Source organism: Curtobacterium sp. NPDC087080, from assembly GCF_044745105.1.
Classification (GTDB): Bacteria; Actinomycetota; Actinomycetes; order Actinomycetales; family Microbacteriaceae; genus Curtobacterium.
Genome location: NZ_JBIUZP010000001.1, coordinates 671,241 through 687,176, shown reverse-complemented (window position 1 = coordinate 687,176; position 15,936 = coordinate 671,241). Strand labels below are relative to the sequence as shown.

The 15,936-nt window shown below is 71.8% G+C and carries 14 protein-coding genes; 12 read left to right on the top strand and 2 right to left on the bottom strand.

Features of this window, described 5'->3' with window-relative positions; all coding sequences use genetic code 11:
• The first annotated feature begins 81 nt into the window (after window positions 1–81).
• The 5 genes from ACIPEQ_RS03235 (at window position 82) to ACIPEQ_RS03215 (ending at window position 6,139) form a co-directional block, all read left to right on the top strand.
• The gene (locus tag ACIPEQ_RS03235; protein WP_126891615.1) at window positions 82–834 is read left to right on the top strand and encodes an ABC transporter ATP-binding protein; all 753 of its coding nucleotides are present in this window, start codon (window positions 82–84) and stop codon (window positions 832–834) included.
• Window positions 831–2,231: an FtsX-like permease family protein gene (locus ACIPEQ_RS03230; RefSeq protein ID WP_402714038.1), complete on the top strand. Its 1,401-nt coding sequence runs from the start codon at window positions 831–833 to the stop codon at window positions 2,229–2,231. The genes ACIPEQ_RS03235 and ACIPEQ_RS03230 overlap by 4 nt, the downstream gene beginning before the upstream one ends.
• Before the next feature lie 197 nt (window positions 2,232–2,428).
• Window positions 2,429–4,198, top strand: a complete 1,770-nt coding sequence (leuA, locus tag ACIPEQ_RS03225; protein WP_402714037.1) for a 2-isopropylmalate synthase — start codon at window positions 2,429–2,431, stop codon at window positions 4,196–4,198.
• 304 nt (window positions 4,199–4,502) lie between these two features.
• Entirely contained in the window at window positions 4,503–5,336 is an 834-nt protein-coding gene (recO, locus tag ACIPEQ_RS03220; RefSeq protein ID WP_402714036.1) for a DNA repair protein RecO, read from the top strand.
• Window positions 5,333–6,139 (top strand): isoprenyl transferase, encoded by an 807-nt coding sequence (locus tag ACIPEQ_RS03215; protein ID WP_402714035.1) that lies wholly within the window; start codon window positions 5,333–5,335, stop codon window positions 6,137–6,139. Before recO ends, ACIPEQ_RS03215 begins: the two co-directional genes overlap by 4 nt.
• 51 nt (window positions 6,140–6,190) lie before the next feature.
• Here the strand turns inward: ACIPEQ_RS03215 and ACIPEQ_RS03210 are convergent, their stop codons facing one another.
• Window positions 6,191–7,102 (bottom strand): LysR family transcriptional regulator, encoded by a 912-nt coding sequence (locus ACIPEQ_RS03210; protein ID WP_402714034.1) that lies wholly within the window; start codon window positions 7,100–7,102, stop codon window positions 6,191–6,193.
• A 70-nt stretch (window positions 7,103–7,172) separates the two neighbouring features.
• Here ACIPEQ_RS03210 and ACIPEQ_RS03205 point away from each other — a divergent pair, with 70 nt between their 5' ends.
• The 4 genes from ACIPEQ_RS03205 (at window position 7,173) to ACIPEQ_RS03190 (ending at window position 10,845) form a co-directional block, all read left to right on the top strand.
• Window positions 7,173–8,222: an aminotransferase class V-fold PLP-dependent enzyme gene (locus ACIPEQ_RS03205; RefSeq protein WP_402714033.1), complete on the top strand. Its 1,050-nt coding sequence runs from the start codon at window positions 7,173–7,175 to the stop codon at window positions 8,220–8,222.
• A 112-nt stretch (window positions 8,223–8,334) separates the two neighbouring features.
• Complete coding sequence (locus ACIPEQ_RS03200; protein ID WP_250367626.1) at window positions 8,335–9,720, top strand: glycine--tRNA ligase; 1,386 nt, start codon at window positions 8,335–8,337, stop codon at window positions 9,718–9,720.
• 223 nt (window positions 9,721–9,943) lie between these two features.
• Window positions 9,944–10,678, top strand: a complete 735-nt coding sequence (locus ACIPEQ_RS03195; protein WP_402714032.1) for a DsbA family protein — start codon at window positions 9,944–9,946, stop codon at window positions 10,676–10,678.
• Window positions 10,675–10,845 carry a hypothetical protein gene (locus tag ACIPEQ_RS03190; RefSeq protein WP_402714031.1) on the top strand — a complete coding sequence of 57 codons (171 nt, stop codon included), beginning with the start codon at window positions 10,675–10,677 and terminating at the stop codon, window positions 10,843–10,845. The genes ACIPEQ_RS03195 and ACIPEQ_RS03190 overlap by 4 nt, the downstream gene beginning before the upstream one ends.
• Before the next feature lie 7 nt (window positions 10,846–10,852).
• Here the strand turns inward: ACIPEQ_RS03190 and ACIPEQ_RS03185 are convergent, their stop codons facing one another.
• Window positions 10,853–11,335, bottom strand: a complete 483-nt coding sequence (locus ACIPEQ_RS03185; protein ID WP_209676855.1) for a YbaK/EbsC family protein — start codon at window positions 11,333–11,335, stop codon at window positions 10,853–10,855.
• A gap of 48 nt (window positions 11,336–11,383) precedes the next feature.
• Here ACIPEQ_RS03185 and dusB point away from each other — a divergent pair, with 48 nt between their 5' ends.
• The 3 genes from dusB (at window position 11,384) to dnaG (ending at window position 15,931) form a co-directional block, all read left to right on the top strand.
• The gene (gene dusB, locus ACIPEQ_RS03180; RefSeq protein WP_402714029.1) at window positions 11,384–12,556 is read left to right on the top strand and encodes a tRNA dihydrouridine synthase DusB; all 1,173 of its coding nucleotides are present in this window, start codon (window positions 11,384–11,386) and stop codon (window positions 12,554–12,556) included.
• On the top strand, window positions 12,553–13,842 hold the full coding sequence (locus ACIPEQ_RS03175; RefSeq protein ID WP_402714027.1) for a deoxyguanosinetriphosphate triphosphohydrolase: 1,290 nt from the start codon (window positions 12,553–12,555) through the stop codon (window positions 13,840–13,842). Before dusB ends, ACIPEQ_RS03175 begins: the two co-directional genes overlap by 4 nt.
• A 163-nt stretch (window positions 13,843–14,005) precedes the next feature.
• Window positions 14,006–15,931, top strand: coding sequence for a DNA primase (gene dnaG, locus ACIPEQ_RS03170; RefSeq protein ID WP_402714025.1), 1,926 nt, complete (start codon window positions 14,006–14,008; stop codon window positions 15,929–15,931).
• Window positions 15,932–15,936 lie beyond the last annotated feature (5 nt).

Below are 15,936 nucleotides of genomic sequence, written 5' to 3'. Positions count from 1 at the left end.
CAGCACGACGAGCCGAGCGGACCATCCACAGGAGCCGCGCGACGGACGCGGGGCGAGCCTCCCGGGCGCGAAGCTCGGAGCATGACCACCAACCAGACCCCGATCATCCGGCTCGACCACGTCTCCAAGCACTACGGTGACGCGGCGCGGCGTGTCACCGCGCTCGACGACGTCAGTGTCGACATCGGCGCGGGCGAGTTCACCGCGGTGATGGGGCCGTCGGGCTCCGGCAAGTCGACGCTGATGCACGTCGCCGCGGGGCTCGACTCCGTGAGCACCGGGCGCATCACCATCGACGGTGTGGACGTCACCGGTCTCGGTGACCGGGAGCTCACCGAGCTGCGGCGGCGCCGACTCGGCTTCGTGTTCCAGTCGTTCAACCTCGTCCCGACGCTCGACGTGCGCGAGAACATCCGGCTGCCGTTCCTGCTCGGCGGGCAGCAGCCGAGCCGCGACGAGTCGGCCTGGATCGACCGGCTCGTCGACCTCCTCGGCCTCGGCGATCGTCTGACGCACCGGCCGCACCAACTCTCCGGTGGGCAGCAGCAGCGCGTCGCGATCGCCCGCGCGCTCGCCTCGCGTCCTGCCGTGGTCGTCGCGGACGAGCCGACGGGTGCCCTCGACTCCCGCACCGGGCGCGACGTCCTCGCGATCCTCCGCGGCGCGGTGCAGGAGTGGGGGCAGAGCGTCGTGATGGTGACGCACGACCCGACCGCGGCCGCGAACGCCGACCGCATCCTCTTCCTGGCGGACGGACGCATCGTCGACGACCGCCCGGCGATGAGCGCCGCCGAGATCTCGGCGACGATGCTCGGGATGGAGGCAGCCGCGTGACCGGCCTGCGCACGTTCGCCCCGACGGTCCTCGTCGCCGCACTCGGCACGACGTTCGGGTCCGCCCTCGTCATCGCCCCCGGCATCGTCACGCAGGCGATGGGGGCCACGGGGCTCGACGACCTGGCACCCGTGCGGGCGATCCTGTCCGTCGTCGGGTGGCTCTTCCTCGGCATCGCGCTGTACGTCGGCGCGATCGTCACGGCGAACACCTGTGCCACGATCATCGCCGGACAGACCCGCACGATCGCGCTGCAGCGGCTGATCGGAGCGACGGGTGCCGGCCTGCGTGCCAGGACCACCCGCACGGGACTCCTCGTCGGAGCGGTCGGCGGTGTCGTCGGGACCGTCGTCGGCACCGGACTGTCCGCGCTCTTCGTCACCGTGCTGCGTCGAGACGGGTTCCTGCCGGACACGACGTACACGCTGGTCCCGTGGGAGCTCGCGCTGCCGTTCGTCGCCGTCGTCCTCGCGACCTGGGGTGCGTTCGCGGCCGGGTCGCGTCGGGTGCTCACGGTCACGCCGCTGCAGGCGTTGTCCTCCACGGTCGAACCGAGCCACGACGACGTCCGTTCGGGCCGGGCACGCCGGGTCTGGGCAGTCCTGCTCATGACGGCAGGCGCGCTGCTGATGGTACTCGGGCTCGTGCTCAGCGCCGCGACGCCCGCCGCGGTGCTGCCGGCGGCGCTCGGCGGCTTCGTCTCGTTCGCCGGGGTCGCGGTCGGCGCCACGATCGTGATGCCGCCGGTCCTGCAGCTCATCGGCCGGATCGGGTCACGCGACCCGGTCGTCCTGCTCGCCGGCCGGAACGCGATGCGCGCCCCCGGTCGGTCGTCCAGGGCGACGATCGGGCTGGTCATCGGCGTGACGCTGCTGGTCACCTTCGCGGTCGCGCTCGGGATCATGCAGCACGTGGTCGAGACGCAGATGTCGGCGATGGGCGACGGGTCCCTGCCGGCGGACGCGGTCCAGGCCCAGCGGGACTTCTTCGTCCAGCTGAACACCGTGGTGAGCGTGATCGTCGGGTTCTCCGCCGTCATCGCCGCGGTGGGGGTCGTGAACGCGCTGGCGCTCGGCGTGCTCCAGCGACGCCGTGAGCTCGGTCTGCTGCGTGTCCTCGGGCTCACCGGAGCGCAGGTCCGTCGCATGATCGTGACCGAGGCCGTGCAGATGGTCGTCGCGGCGGTCGTCACCGGGCTCGTCCTCGGCACGCTCTACGGATGGGTCGGCGGGCAGACGATGCTCGGCTCGCTCGGGACCGTCGTCACCCCCGTCCTGCCACCGGCGACCGTCGCGGTCGTGGTCGTCGGAGCCCTCGTGCTCGCGGTCGTCGCCACGGTGGCACCGGTCCGGCGAGCCATGCGGGTGTCCCCGACGGAGGCGCTCGCCGTCGACTGAGCGGACACGAGCGGGGGAGCGCCGGGGCGTCATCCACTTGCACCGTGCTGGTGTACCAGTGCTACGGTGGCAGCGATGTACTCGGCGCTCCTCCTCCTTCGCTGCCGCGACGAGGCCTGACACACGGCCCACCTCGTCGCGGAGTCCGTCGTGGCCCCCACAGCGCCGATGCCGGCGAGACGACGAAAGCGACGATCATGCAGAACACCCAGCGCCCCTCCGGGATGCCGATCCACAAGTACGTCCCCTTCCACGAGCAGATCCGCGTCGACCTGCCCGACCGCACGTGGCCGACGAAGCGCATCGACCGTGCCCCGCGGTGGTGCGCCGTCGACCTCCGCGACGGCAACCAGGCCCTGATCGACCCGATGGACGCCGAGCGCAAGCGCGCCATGTTCGACCTGCTCGTCCGCATGGGCTACAAGGAGATCGAGGTCGGCTTCCCGAGCGCGTCACAGACCGACTTCGACTTCGTGCGGTCGCTCATCGACGACGGCGCGATCCCGGAGGACGTCACGATCCAGGTGCTGACCCAGGCGCGCGAGCACCTGATCGACCGCACCTACGAGGCGATCGACGGCGCGAAGCAGGCCATCGTGCACCTCTACAACTCGACGTCGATCGTCCAGCGCGAGGTCGTGTTCCGCACCGACGTCCAGGGCGTCGTCGACATCGCGGTCGCGGGAGCCCGGATGTGCAAGGCTGCCGAGGCCCGACTGCAGCACGGCACGCAGGTGTTCTACGAGTACTCGCCGGAGTCGTACACGGGCACCGAGCTCGAGGTCGCAGTCCGCATCTGCAACGCCGTGCTCGAGGTGTTCGAGCCCACGCCCGATCGCAAGGTGATCATCAACCTGCCCGCGACGGTCGAGATGGCGACCCCGAACGTGTACGCCGACTCCATCGAGTGGATGTCGCGCAACCTCGACCACCGCGAGGACGTCATCCTGTCGCTGCACCCGCACAACGACCGCGGCACCGCCGTCGCCGCCGCCGAGCTCGGCTACATGGCAGGAGCCGACCGCATCGAGGGCTGCCTGTTCGGCAACGGGGAGCGCACCGGCAACGTCGACCTCGTCGCGCTGGGCATGAACCTGTTCACGCAGGGCATCGACCCGGAGATCGACTTCTCGGACATCGACCAGGTCAAGCGCACCGTCGAGTACTGCAACCAGCTGCCGGTGCCCGAGCGGCAGCCGTGGGCCGGCGACCTCGTCTACACGGCGTTCAGCGGCTCGCACCAGGACGCCATCAACAAGGGCTTCGAGGCGATGAAGGCGAAGGCCTCCGCCGCGGGGAAGTCCGTCGACGACATCGCCTGGGCGGTGCCGTACCTGCCCGTCGACCCGAAGGACATCGGCCGGTCGTACGAGGCCGTCATCCGCGTGAACTCGCAGTCCGGCAAGGGCGGTGTCGCGTACCTGCTCAAGACGGACCACGCCATCGACCTGCCCCGCAAGCTGCAGATCGAGTTCTCCGGCGTGGTGCAGCAACGCACCGACACCGAGGGCGGCGAGTTCTCGTCCGAGCGCATCTGGGACCTGTTCCGCGACGAGTACCTGCCCGCCGACGACGAGTCGGACAAGTGGGGCCGCTACGAGATCACGAAGACGGCGACGTCGAGCGACTTCGACGGCACGACGAAGCTCAGTGTCGCGATGCGCGTCGACGAGAGCGCCGTCACCGCCGACGCCGTGGGTACCGGTCCGGTGGACGCGTTCCTCACCGTGATGCGGGAGCAGGGCGTCGCGGTCACGCTGTACGACTACTCGGAGCACACGATGAGCGCCTCCGGTGACGCCAAGGCGGCGGCGTACGTCGAGCTCGACGTCGACGGGACGCGACTGTGGGGCGTCGGCATCGACGCCGACATCGCGACCGCGTCGCTCAAGGCGATCGTCTCCGCGGTGAACCGCGCGGTGCGCGCCGGGGCCGCGACCGGCACGCCGGAGCTGGTCACGGCGTAGGACCGCACCCTGACGGGAGGCGCGGTGCGGGTCCGACCCGCACCGCGCCTCCCGTCCGTGTGCTGCCGCCGATCATGGGCGCCGAGGCTCGCCGCGCCCGCCGCCGCCCGGGGCGTTCCGACCCATCACACCCGAGATGGGAGGACGGATCGCGCAAGGGAGGACGGAAGTCGCGGCCTCCCACGCGCGGAACGGCCTCCCACGCGCGGAACGGCCTCCCACGCGCGGAACGGTCTCCCACGCGCGGAACGAGCACCACCGCCGCGCGCCGCCGGCTGTCGGCGGCGCGGGGGATACTGGGACCATGCCGCTGTACCGGGACGAGTGCGTCGTGCTGCGCACCCACAAGCTCGGCGAGGCCGACCGCATCGTCACGATGCTGTCCCGGCAGCACGGCAAGATCCGGGCGGTGGCCAAGGGGGTGCGGCGCACGGCGTCGAAGTTCGGCTCCCGGCTCGAACCCTTTATGGTCGTGGACGCGCAGTTCTACGAGGGCCGATCGCTCGACATCGTCACGCAGGCCGAGAGCCTCGGCTCGTACGGTGCCCAGATCGTGACCGACTACGGCGCCTACACCGCTGCCAGCGCGATGGTCGAGACGGCCGACCGGTTGAGCGAGGCGGACGCCGGACTCCAGCAGTACCTGTTGCTCGTCGGAGCCCTCCGTTCGCTGTCGCGTCGGGAGCACGTGGTCAGTGCCACGCTCGACTCGTACCTGCTGCGGGCGATGAGCATCGCGGGCTGGGCGCCGTCGTTCGGCGACTGTGCTGTGACCGGGGAGCCCGGCCCGCACACCGCCTTCGTCGTGCAGCTCGGCGGGGTGGTCGCCGACCGGGCCGCGCCTCCCGGGACGCCCCGCCTCGACACCGATACGCTCGGCCTGCTCGGCGCGCTGCTCGCGGGGGACTGGTCGACCGTCGACGCCTGCGACGAACGGACGCGGTCGCGGGCCTCCGGCGTGGTGGCGGCGTACGCCCAGTGGCACCTGGAACGATCGCTCCGGTCACTGCCACACGTCGACCGCAGCGAGCACCCCGCACCGGTCGCTCCGACCCCTGGCGGCGTGCCGGCAGCGGTGGCCGCGACCCCGGCGCCCGCCGTCCCCGTCCCGTCCCACCACGAAGGAACCCCTGCATGAGCCCACGCCGGTCTGCGTCCGAAGCCGTGTCCGAGGGGCTGCGACCCGTCGACTGGACGGGGGAGCAGCCGCCGGCGATCCCGGCGCAGTTCGTCCCGGAGCACGTGGCGATCGTCATGGACGGCAACGGCCGGTGGGCGAACCAGCGCGGCCTCACCCGGGTCGAGGGGCACAAGGCCGGCGAGGCCTCGCTGCTCGACGTCGTCGCCGGTGCGATCCAGATCGGCGTCAAGCACGTCTCGGCGTACGCCTTCTCGACCGAGAACTGGAAGCGTTCGCCGGAGGAGGTCCGCTTCCTGATGGGCTTCAACCGCGAGGTCATCCACCGCCGTCGTGACCAACTGCACGCGTGGGGTGTGCGGGTGCGGTGGGCGGGCCGGCGACCACGGCTCTGGCGGAGCGTCATCGACGAGCTGCAGACCGCCGAGCGGATGACCGCCGACAACGAGGTCTGCACCCTGACGATGTGCGTCAACTACGGCGGGCGGAACGAGATCGTCGACGCGGTACGGGGCATGGCCGAGGACGTCGCCGCCGGGCGGATGAAGCCGAGTCAGGTGACCGAGAAGGCGTTGGCCAAGCGGCTGTACGTGCCCGAGCTGCCGGACGTCGACCTGTTCCTGCGGAGCTCGGGCGAGCAGCGCACGTCGAACTTCATGCTGTGGCAGTCGGCGTACGCCGAGATGGTGTTCCTCGACCGGCTCTGGCCGGACTTCCGGCGGACCGACCTCTGGGGGGCGATCGAGGAGTACGCGCGCCGCGACCGACGCTACGGTGGCGCGGTCGACGCACCCACCGCCTGACGGGAGGCGCGGGGCGGCGCCGCGAGGAGCCTCCCGTCCGTCATGTGCCGGTCAGGCGAGCAGGCCCGTCACCCCGCGCACCGCGTCGAGCGCGGCCCGCACGCTCGGGACCCGGTCCGCGCCGCGGGCGACGACGACCTCGACACGGCGCGCCAGCGCGTCGTCGGCCGGTGTGACCGCGACCCCCGGCGGCACGACGGTGGTCGAGAGCGCGAGCCGGGGCAGCAGCGCGACGCCGAGGCCGGCCGCGACGAGCCCGACGACCGCCGCCGCGTTGTCGGTCTCGAGCACGATCTCCGGTGTGAAGCCGGAGGCGGCGCACGATGCGAGCAGGTGGCCGCGGCAGCGGGGACACCCGCCGATCCACCGTGCGTCCCGGAACGCGGCGAGGTCGGCAGTCCGTCCGTCGGGCTGCCCGTCGCCGACGGCGGTGACGAGCGCGAGCGGGTCCCGTCCGAGTGCGCGCGTCGTCAGGGTCGGATCGGTCCCCGGGTCGTCCTGCATCGGGTGCGAGAACGTCAGCGCGACGTCGACCTCCCCGCGTCGGAGCAGGTCGACGGCCTCGGGCGGCTCGGCCTCGACGTACGACGTCACGACGCCGGGGCTGTCCGCCGCCAGCGCCGCGAGCACCGGCGGAACGAGGGTCGACGACGCGCTCGGGAAGCCGGCGAGCCGCACCCGACCACGGGCGAGGCCCCCGACGGCGTCGAGGTCCTCGCGCGCCGCGGCCAGCGCCGCCTCGACGTGCAGGGCGTGGTCGGCGAGCACCCGTCCGGACTCGGTCAGCGTCGCGCCGCGACCGCCCCTGAGCACGAGGTCGTGCCCGAGCCGTTGTTCGGCGCGGGTGAGCAGCTGACTGACGGCGGGCTGGCTGTAGCCGAGCGCCGCGGCAGCGCGACTGATCGAGCCGGCGTCCCGCACGGCGAGCAGGACCCGGAGCAGCTGCGGGTCGATCGTCTCCACAACTCGATGTTATGGGACCCCGAAGAAGCCTGCTCTGGCGTGATGGACGCGGTCGTCGGAGCCTGGATGCATGGACTCCTTCGTGGACGGATCGGGCTACCTCGCCGCGTGCACCGCCGGGCTCCCCACGCTCGGCACGCTGGCCGCGCAGCGGGCGGACCTCGACGCGTGGGCGCACGCCGAGACCTCGCCCGTCACCTACGGCGCCCTGGTCGAGGAGGGCCGCGCGCTCTTCGCGGGCATCGTCGGCGTCAGCCCGAACCGGGTGGCCACCGGCTCGCAGACCTCGGCGATGGTGGCGGTCGTCGCCGCGTCGCTGCCGGACGGGGCCGAGGTCGTCGTCCCCGAGGGCGACTTCTCGTCGATCGTCTTCCCGTTCCTCGTGCAGGCGCACCGCGGCGTCACGGTCCGCAGCGTCCCGATCGACCGCCTCGCCGATGCTGTGCGACCCGGCACCGCCCTGGTCGCCTGGTCCGCGGTGCAGTCCGCGACCGGTGTCGTGACCGACCCGCAGCCGGTCGTCGAGGCCGCGCACGCGGTCGGGGCCCTCACCCTCTGCGACCTGACGCAGGCCGCCGGGGTCCTCCCGGTGTCCGCCGCTGCCGTCGACGTCACGGTGACGCACGCCTACAAGTGGTTGTGCGCGCCCCGCGGGGTCGCCTTCGCCACGGTCTCCGACGCCGCGCTCGAGCGCATCCGCCCCGTGCAGGCCGGCTGGTACGCGGGCGAGGACGTGTGGTCCTCGTGCTACGGCCCGACCATGCGGCTCGCCACCGACGCCCGCCGCTTCGACGTGTCCCCGGCCTGGCAGGCGTGGCCCGGGGCGGTCGCCGCCCTGCGGCACCTCGCGTCCGTCGACGCGGCATCGGCCTGGAGGCACGCGACCGGTCTCACGGACCGCCTCGCGGACGCACTCGGGTCACCCCGGAGCGGGCAGGCGATCACGACGTTCCCGGACGGTGACGGGGCGGCGCTCGCCGCGTTCACCGCTGCTGGGGTGACCGCGAGCGGCCGCGCGGGACGGCTGCGCCTGGCGTTCCACCTGTGGAACGACGAGGACGACGTGACGCGTGTCGTCGAGGTGCTCCGTGGGGTGGACGGCTTCCGTCCCGTGGGGTGACGGATCCGTCCACCGGTGTGGCGCCTCCCGACCGGTGACGGTCGTGAGGCCGGTACGATTGCCGGGTCCGTCACCGAACCGAGCACCCAGCTCGGCGACCTAGGAGCACCTCTTGGCACAGCCCTCCCGTCTCGACAGCGTCATCGCCCTGGCCAAGGGCCGTGGCTTCGTGTTCCAGTCGGGGGAGATCTACGGCGGATCCCGCTCCGCGTGGGACTACGGGCCCCTCGGTGTCGAGCTCAAGGAGAACATCAAGCGCCAGTGGTGGCAGCGGTTCGTCCGCGGCCGCGGCGACATGGTCGGCCTCGACTCCGCCGTGATCCTGCCCCGCAAGGTGTGGGAGGCCTCCGGCCACGTCGCGACCTTCACCGACCCGCTCGTCGAGTGCCTGCACTGCCACCACCGATTCCGCGAGGACCACCTGCTCGAGGCGTTCGAGGCGAAGAAGGGTCGAGCGCCCGAGGGCGGCATGGCCGAGGTGCCGTGCCCGAACTGCGGCACCCGAGGTGAGTGGACCGAGCCGCGCGAGTTCTCCGGCATGCTCAAGACCTACCTCGGCCCGGTCGAGTCCGAGGAGGGGCTGAACTTCCTCCGCCCGGAGACCGCGCAGGGCATCTTCGTCGACTTCGCGCAGGTCGTCACCACGAGCCGCATGAAGCCCCCGTTCGGCATCGGCCAGGTCGGCAAGGCGTTCCGCAACGAGATCACGCCCGGCAACTTCATCTTCCGCACGCGTGAGTTCGAGCAGATGGAGATCGAGTACTTCGTGCCGCCGGCCGACGTCGACACGCACTACGAGCAGTGGATCGCCGATGCGGTCGCGTTCTTCACCGACCTCGGGATCGACCCCGAGAACCTCCGCCGCTTCGACGTGCCGGACGGCGAGCGTGCGCACTACTCGGACGCCACCGCGGACATCGAGTACCGCTTCGGCTTCGCCGGGTCCGAGTGGGGCGAGCTCATGGGCGTCGCGAACCGCACCGACTTCGACCTGAACAACCACATCGAGTCGTCGGGCAAGGACCTCCGCTTCTTCGATCAGGCCGCGAACGAGAAGTACGTGCCGTACGTCATCGAGCCGTCGTTCGGTCTGACGCGTGCGCTCATGGCGTTCCTGCTCGACGCCTACCACGAGGACGAGGCCCCGAACGCGAAGGGCGGCGTCGACAAGCGCACGGTGCTGCGCCTCGACCCGCGCCTGGCACCCGTCAAGGCCGCGGTGCTGCCGCTCTCCCGCAACGAGCAGCTGTCGCCGGTGGCGCGCGGGCTCGCCGACGACCTGCGCAAGTACTGGAACGTCGACTTCGACGACGCCGGTGCGATCGGTCGTCGCTACCGTCGCCACGACGAGATCGGCACGCCGTTCTGCATCACGGTCGACTTCGACACGCTCGACGACAAGGCCGTGACCGTGCGTGAGCGCGACACGATGTCGCAGGAGCGCGTCGCGCTCGACCAGCTGCAGGGCTACCTCGCGCAGCGGCTGCTCGGCGCGTAGCGCGCTGCCGCGGCCGCTGCCGGTTGCGGTTGCGGCCGACGATCGCCGGCGCGAGCTGCCGCTGCACACCTGAAGGCACCCCGAACCACGGAACCGCGTGGTTCGGGGTGCCTTCCGTTGTGCACGGCGCACGGCGCACGAGGCGCTGTGCATCCCGCACAGTGCACGGCGCACGGCGCGCAGCCGCGGGAATGCGCACGCGCGCGGCGTGCTTGCACCCCGTGTGAACGAGTCTGTGAAGGTCGATGTCTGGTCGGACATCGCGTGCCCCTGGTGCTACATCGGCAAGCGGAAGTTCGAGGCCGGCGTCGCCGCGTTCGCCTCGTCGCCCGAGGCCCAGCCGGTCGAGGTCGAGTACCACTCCTTCGAACTGAGCCCGGACACCCCCGTCGACTTCGAGGGCACCGAGGCCGAGTTCCTGTCGCAGCACAAGGGCCTGCCGGTCGACCGGGCGCAGCAGATGATCGACCAGGTCGCCGGCATCGCCTCGTCCGTCGGACTGCACTACGACTACGACGCGCTGCGCCACACGAACACCGTCAAGGCCCACCAGGTCATCCACCTGGCGAAGCAGCACGGCAAGCAGCTCGAGATGGTCGAGCGGCTGTTCACCGCCTACTTCGAGCGCGGCGAGCACGTCGGGCAGGACGAGTCGCTGGCCGACCTCGGCGCATCGATCGGACTCGACCGCGACGAGGTCCTGGCGACCCTGCGGGACGACGCCCAGCTCGCCGCCGTCCGTGCCGACCAGGCCCAGGCGCAGGCGTTCGGCATCAACGGCGTGCCGTTCTTCGTCATCGACGGCAAGTACGGCGTCTCCGGCGCCCAGGACCCGACGGCCTTCGAGCAGGTGCTCCGCCAGGTGGTCGCGCTGCGCGAGACCACCCCCGAGGAGCTCGCCGAGCAGGAGCAGCGTGCGGCGGACGACGCGGCCGCGGATGCGGGGGTGACCCGGTGACGGGCGCGACGACGACCGGACCGGTCGGGCCGAGCCTCCAGGCCGACGGTCTGGAGGCGCGACCCACCCTGCTCACGCTCGTCACGCCCGGCGGTGCGCCGGTCTGCGACGGCGACAGCTGCTTCGTCCCCGGCGCGGAGGGCGACTGGACCGAGGTCCCCGACTGAGCGTCCGCTAGCGGACGGGTTCCTCGTCGGTGATGTCGGCGACGGTCGCGTCGTAGGCGGCGACGAGCGCGTCGCCGTCGACGAAGGCACTCGCACCGTGGCGACCGGCACCGAGCGCGATGCGTCGGCCGAGGACGCGCTCGTCTGCGTACACCGGCAGGTCGCCGGTCGCGCCGATCGGCGTGATCGTGCCGCGCTCGTAGCCCGAGGCCTCGAGCGCGGTGGCTGCGTCGGGCATCGAGAGCTTGTTGACGCCGACGACGGTGCGGAGCTTCTTCCAGGCGATGCTGCGGCCGCCCGGCACCAGCGCGAGCAGGAAGCCACCGTCGTGACGCTTGACCACGAGCGTCTTCACGATGTCGCCGGGTTCGATGCCGAGCAGGGCCGCGGCGCCCTCGAGGGAGTCGGCCGCGGGACGCTCGACGACGTCCACGGACAGGCCCCGGGCTGCGGCGTCGGCGTCGAACCGGGCGATGGCGGAGTCGGTCATGTGGAGAACGCTACCGGCGCGGAACCGGCATGGGAGAATGGAGCACGTATGACGATCACCGACACGTCCAGCACGGCGCCCCGCACGGCGAAGCCCCTGCGCATCGGCCCCATCGAGGTCGAGGCGCCGGTCGTGCTCGCCCCGATGGCGGGCATCACGAACATGGCCTACCGCCGGCTCTGCCGCGAGTACGGCGCTGGTCTCTACGTCTGCGAGATGATCACCTCGCGGGCGCTGGTCGAACGCACGCCCGTCTCGATGCAGCTCATCCAGCACCACGAGTCGGAGACCCCGCGGTCGATCCAGCTGTACGGTGTCGAGCCGAACACCGTGGCCGAGGCCGCGACGATCCTGGTGGGCGAGGACCGCGCCGACCACATCGACCTCAACTTCGGGTGCCCGGTGCCCAAGGTCACGCGGAAGGGCGGGGGAGCGGCCCTGCCGTGGAAGACCGACCTCTTCAAGGACCTCGTCGAGAAGACCGTCAAGGCCGCCGGTGACGTCCCGGTGACGGTGAAGATGCGCAAGGGCATCGACGCCGACCACCTGACCTACCTCGACGCGGCGCGCATCGCCCGCGATGCCGGCGTCGCGGCGGTCTCGCTGCACGCCCGCACCGCGAACGAGCACTACTCGGGCCACGCGGACTGGTCGGCGATCGCCACGCTGAAGGAGACGATCACGGACATCCCCGTGCTCGGCAACGGCGACATCTGGTCCGCCGCCGACGCCCTGCGGATGGTCGACGAGACCGGCTGCGACGGCGTAGTGGTCGGTCGCGGGTGCTTGGGACGGCCGTGGCTGTTCGGCGACCTGGCGGCGGCGTTCCGGGGTGAGGACGTCCGCGCGATGCCCTCGCTCGGCGACGTCGCGACCGCGTTCCGTCGCCACACCGAGCTGCTCGTCGAGTTCTTCGGGTCCGAGGACCACGGGTGCCGCGACGCCCGGAAGCACGTGTCCTGGTACTTCAAGGGGTACCCGATCGGCGGCGACGTGCGCTCGGCGCTCTCGATGGCGTCGAGCCTGCAGGAGATCGACGACCTGCTCGGGCAGCTCGACTGGTCGGCGCCGTACCCGGGTGCCGACGTCGAGGGCCCGCGTGGTCGCGCTGGACACCCGAAGCGCACGGCGCTGCCGGACCGCTGGCTCGAGTCGCGCGACGTCGACGCCGAGTTCCGCAAGGTCCTCGCCGCCGCCGAGCTGCACCACAGCGGCGGATGAGCGCCACCGCCTCGTACGGGCCCGCCGACGCCGAGCGCTGGCTGCCCGAGACCCACGGCAACCGCCGGTCCGACTTCGCCCGCGACCGTGCTCGTCTGCTGCACTCGAGCGCGCTCCGGCGTCTGGCCGCGAAGACCCAGGTGCTCAGTCCGACGACCGGACTCGACTTCGCCCGGAACCGCCTGACGCACTCACTCGAGGTCGCGCAGGTCGGGCGCGAGCTCGCCGACTCGCTCGGGCTCGACCCCGACGTCGTCGACACGGCCTGCCTGGCGCACGACATCGGGCACCCGCCGTTCGGGCACAACGGCGAGACCGCGGTGAACGCATGGGCGGCGGACATCGGCGGGTTCGAGGGCAACGCGCAGACGCTGCGACTGCTGACCCGCCTCGAGCCGAAGGTCTACGGGGACGGACCCGATGACGACCGGCCGTACGGGCTCAACCTGACCCGGGCGTCGCTCGATGCGAGCTGCAAGTACCCGTGGCCCGCGGCGCAGGGCGTCGCCGAGGCGTCCTCCGGTCGGACGAAGTTCGGGTTCTACGACGACGACCACGACGCCTTCGAGTGGCTCCGTCGCGGGGCTCCCCGTCGGCAGCGGTGCATCGAGGCGCAGGTCATGGACCTGTCGGACGACATCGCCTACTCGGTGCACGACTTCGAGGACGCCGTCGTCGCGGGCTTCATCGACGTGGCGGCGCTCGGCGACCGGGTCGGCGAGAACGACATCGTGACCGCCATGCACGCCTGGGTCGGGTCGGACCTCAGCCGCGACGAGCTGCTCGAGGCGTTCGACCGGCTCCGGTCGCTGCCGCTGTGGATGACCTCGTACGACGGGTCGCGCCGGGACATGGCGCGGCTGAAGAACCTGACCTCGCAGCTGATCGGCCGGTTCGCCCGGACGGCAACCGCCGCGACGCGGGAGTCCTACGCGTCGGGGTCGCTCGTGCGCTTCGCCGCCTCGGTCGTGACCCCGCCGGAGATCATCGGGGAGATCGCGGTGCTCAAGGGCATCGTTGCCGCGTTCGTGATGACCCAGGGTGACCGTCAGCCCGTGTACGAGGACCAGCGGCGGGTGCTCACCGAGCTCCTCGACGCACTCGCGGCGACGGGGAGTGCCGACCTCGAGCCGGGGTTCGCGGCGGACTGGCGTGCGGCGTCCGACGATGCCGGGCGGCTCCGTGCCGTGGTCGACCAGGTCGCGAGCCTGACCGACCAGGGGGCGTTGGCGTGGCACAAGCGGCTCGTGGTGGGAGACCGGGAGACGACGCACATCGCGTGGTGACCCCGGTGTCGCGCGCGACGGCCCGGCCGCCGCGCGTGTCGACGTGACCACCGACCGAGGTGGGACGCGTGCTGGTCCTGCACCGCGCCTCCCGGCCGGGGTGCTCTCCACAGGCGGACGCGGACCGTCCTCCGGTGCCAGCCGCACGAACTAGGATCGAGGGGTGGCTGGCAGGATCGCGCGGAACGACATCGACGAGGTCCGCTCGCGTGTCAACATCGCGGATGTCGTCGGTGACCACGTCACGCTGAAGTCGGCGGGCGTCGGATCGCTCAAGGGGCTCTGCCCGTTCCACGACGAGCGTTCCCCGTCCTTCCACGTGCGCCCGCAGGTCGGCCGGTACCACTGCTTCGGGTGCGGCGAGGACGGCGACGTCTTCGAGTTCATCATCAAGATGGACCACACCACCTTCCAGGAAGCCGTCGAGCGGATGGCCGCGAAGATCGGCTTCACGCTCCACTACGAAGAGGGCGACGGCCCCCGCACCGACTACAACCAGCGCGCGCGGCTGATCGCCGCGAACGAGGCAGCGCTCGAGTTCTACCAGTCGCAGCTCACCTCGGCGGCGGCCGAACCAGCACGACGCTTCCTGGGGGAGCGCGGCTTCGACCCTGCGGCGGCACAGCACTTCGGTGTGGGGTTCGCCCCACAGTCGTACGACGCCACGCGCGAGCACCTGCGCAGCCGCGGCTTCTCGATGGACGAGATCCTCGCGGCGGGGCTCGCGGGCCAGGGCGACCGCTCGCCCTACGACCGGTTCCGCGGCCGGCTCGTGTGGCCGATCCGCGACGTCACCGGCGCGACGATCGGGTTCGGCGCGCGCCGGCTGCTCGACGACGACAAGGGCCCGAAGTACCTCAACACCCCGGAGACGCCGATCTACCACAAGAGCCAGGTGCTCTACGGACTCGACCTCGCCCGGAAGGACATCGCGAAGGGCAAGCAGGTCGTGATCGTCGAGGGGTACACCGACGTGATGGCATGCCACCTCGCCGGCGTGACGACCGCGGTCGCGACGTGCGGGACCTCGTTCGGCGTCGACCACATCAAGGTGCTCCGGCCGATGCTGGGGGACTCCGCGAACGCCCACCTCTCGCAGCTCGGCGACATCGTCTTCACCTTCGACCCGGACGAGGCCGGGCAGCGCGCGGCCGCCCGAGCCTTCGCCGAGGAGAGCCGGTTCGCGTCCCAGACCTACGTGGCGGTCGCGCCCGGTGGTCTCGACCCGTGCGACCTCCGGCTGGCACGGGGTGACGCCGCCGTCGAGCGGCTGATCGAGTCGAAGCGACCGATGTTCGAGTTCATCATCCGGCGTCGCCTCGCCGCGCACGACATCGAGACGGCGGAGGGGCGGGTGTCCGGACTGCGTGACGCCGCACCCGTCGTCGCCGGGATCCGCGACCGCACCCTCGCCAGCGCGTACGTCCGCGAGACCGCGAAGTGGCTCGGGGTCGACATCCCCGAGGTTCGTCGAGCGGTCGACGCCGCACGCCAGCGCTCGGGGGCGACGCAACCAGACCGGACGCACAGCTCCGTCCCCGTCGGGCAGGCAGGTCCGGGCGGCGAGCTGGTCACCCCGCCCGAGGAACCCGTGGCCGGGCTCCGACTCCTGCCGAACGACCCGATCACCCGCATGGAGCGGGACGCCGTGATGGCGATGGTGCAGCAACCGGTGCACGTCGGCGTGCCGTTGCTCGGGCTCGCGGCCGGGGCGACCTTCTCGGCACCGATGCTGTCCGTGGTTCGGGACGCCGTCGTGGCGAACCTCGACTCCATCGGTGCGGCCAACTGGCTCGACCGGTTGCTCCAGGACGTGCCGGCGCCGTTCCGCGGTCTCGTGCAGGAGCTCGCACTCGCGCCGATCCCCGCGCGCACCGACGAGGACCTCGCGCTGTACGCACGGAGCATCGTCGTGGCCCTGGTCGAGCGTGACCTGCTCGCCCGCAAGGCGTCGCTGCTCGGGCAGTTGCAGCGCGCCGATCCCTACGAGCAGGCCGACCGGCGCTCGGAGATCCAGCGCCAGCTCGTCGACATCGACGCGCAGCGGATGCGACTCCGCGCCGACGCCGAGGCGGCAGCGCAGGGCTGAGTGCG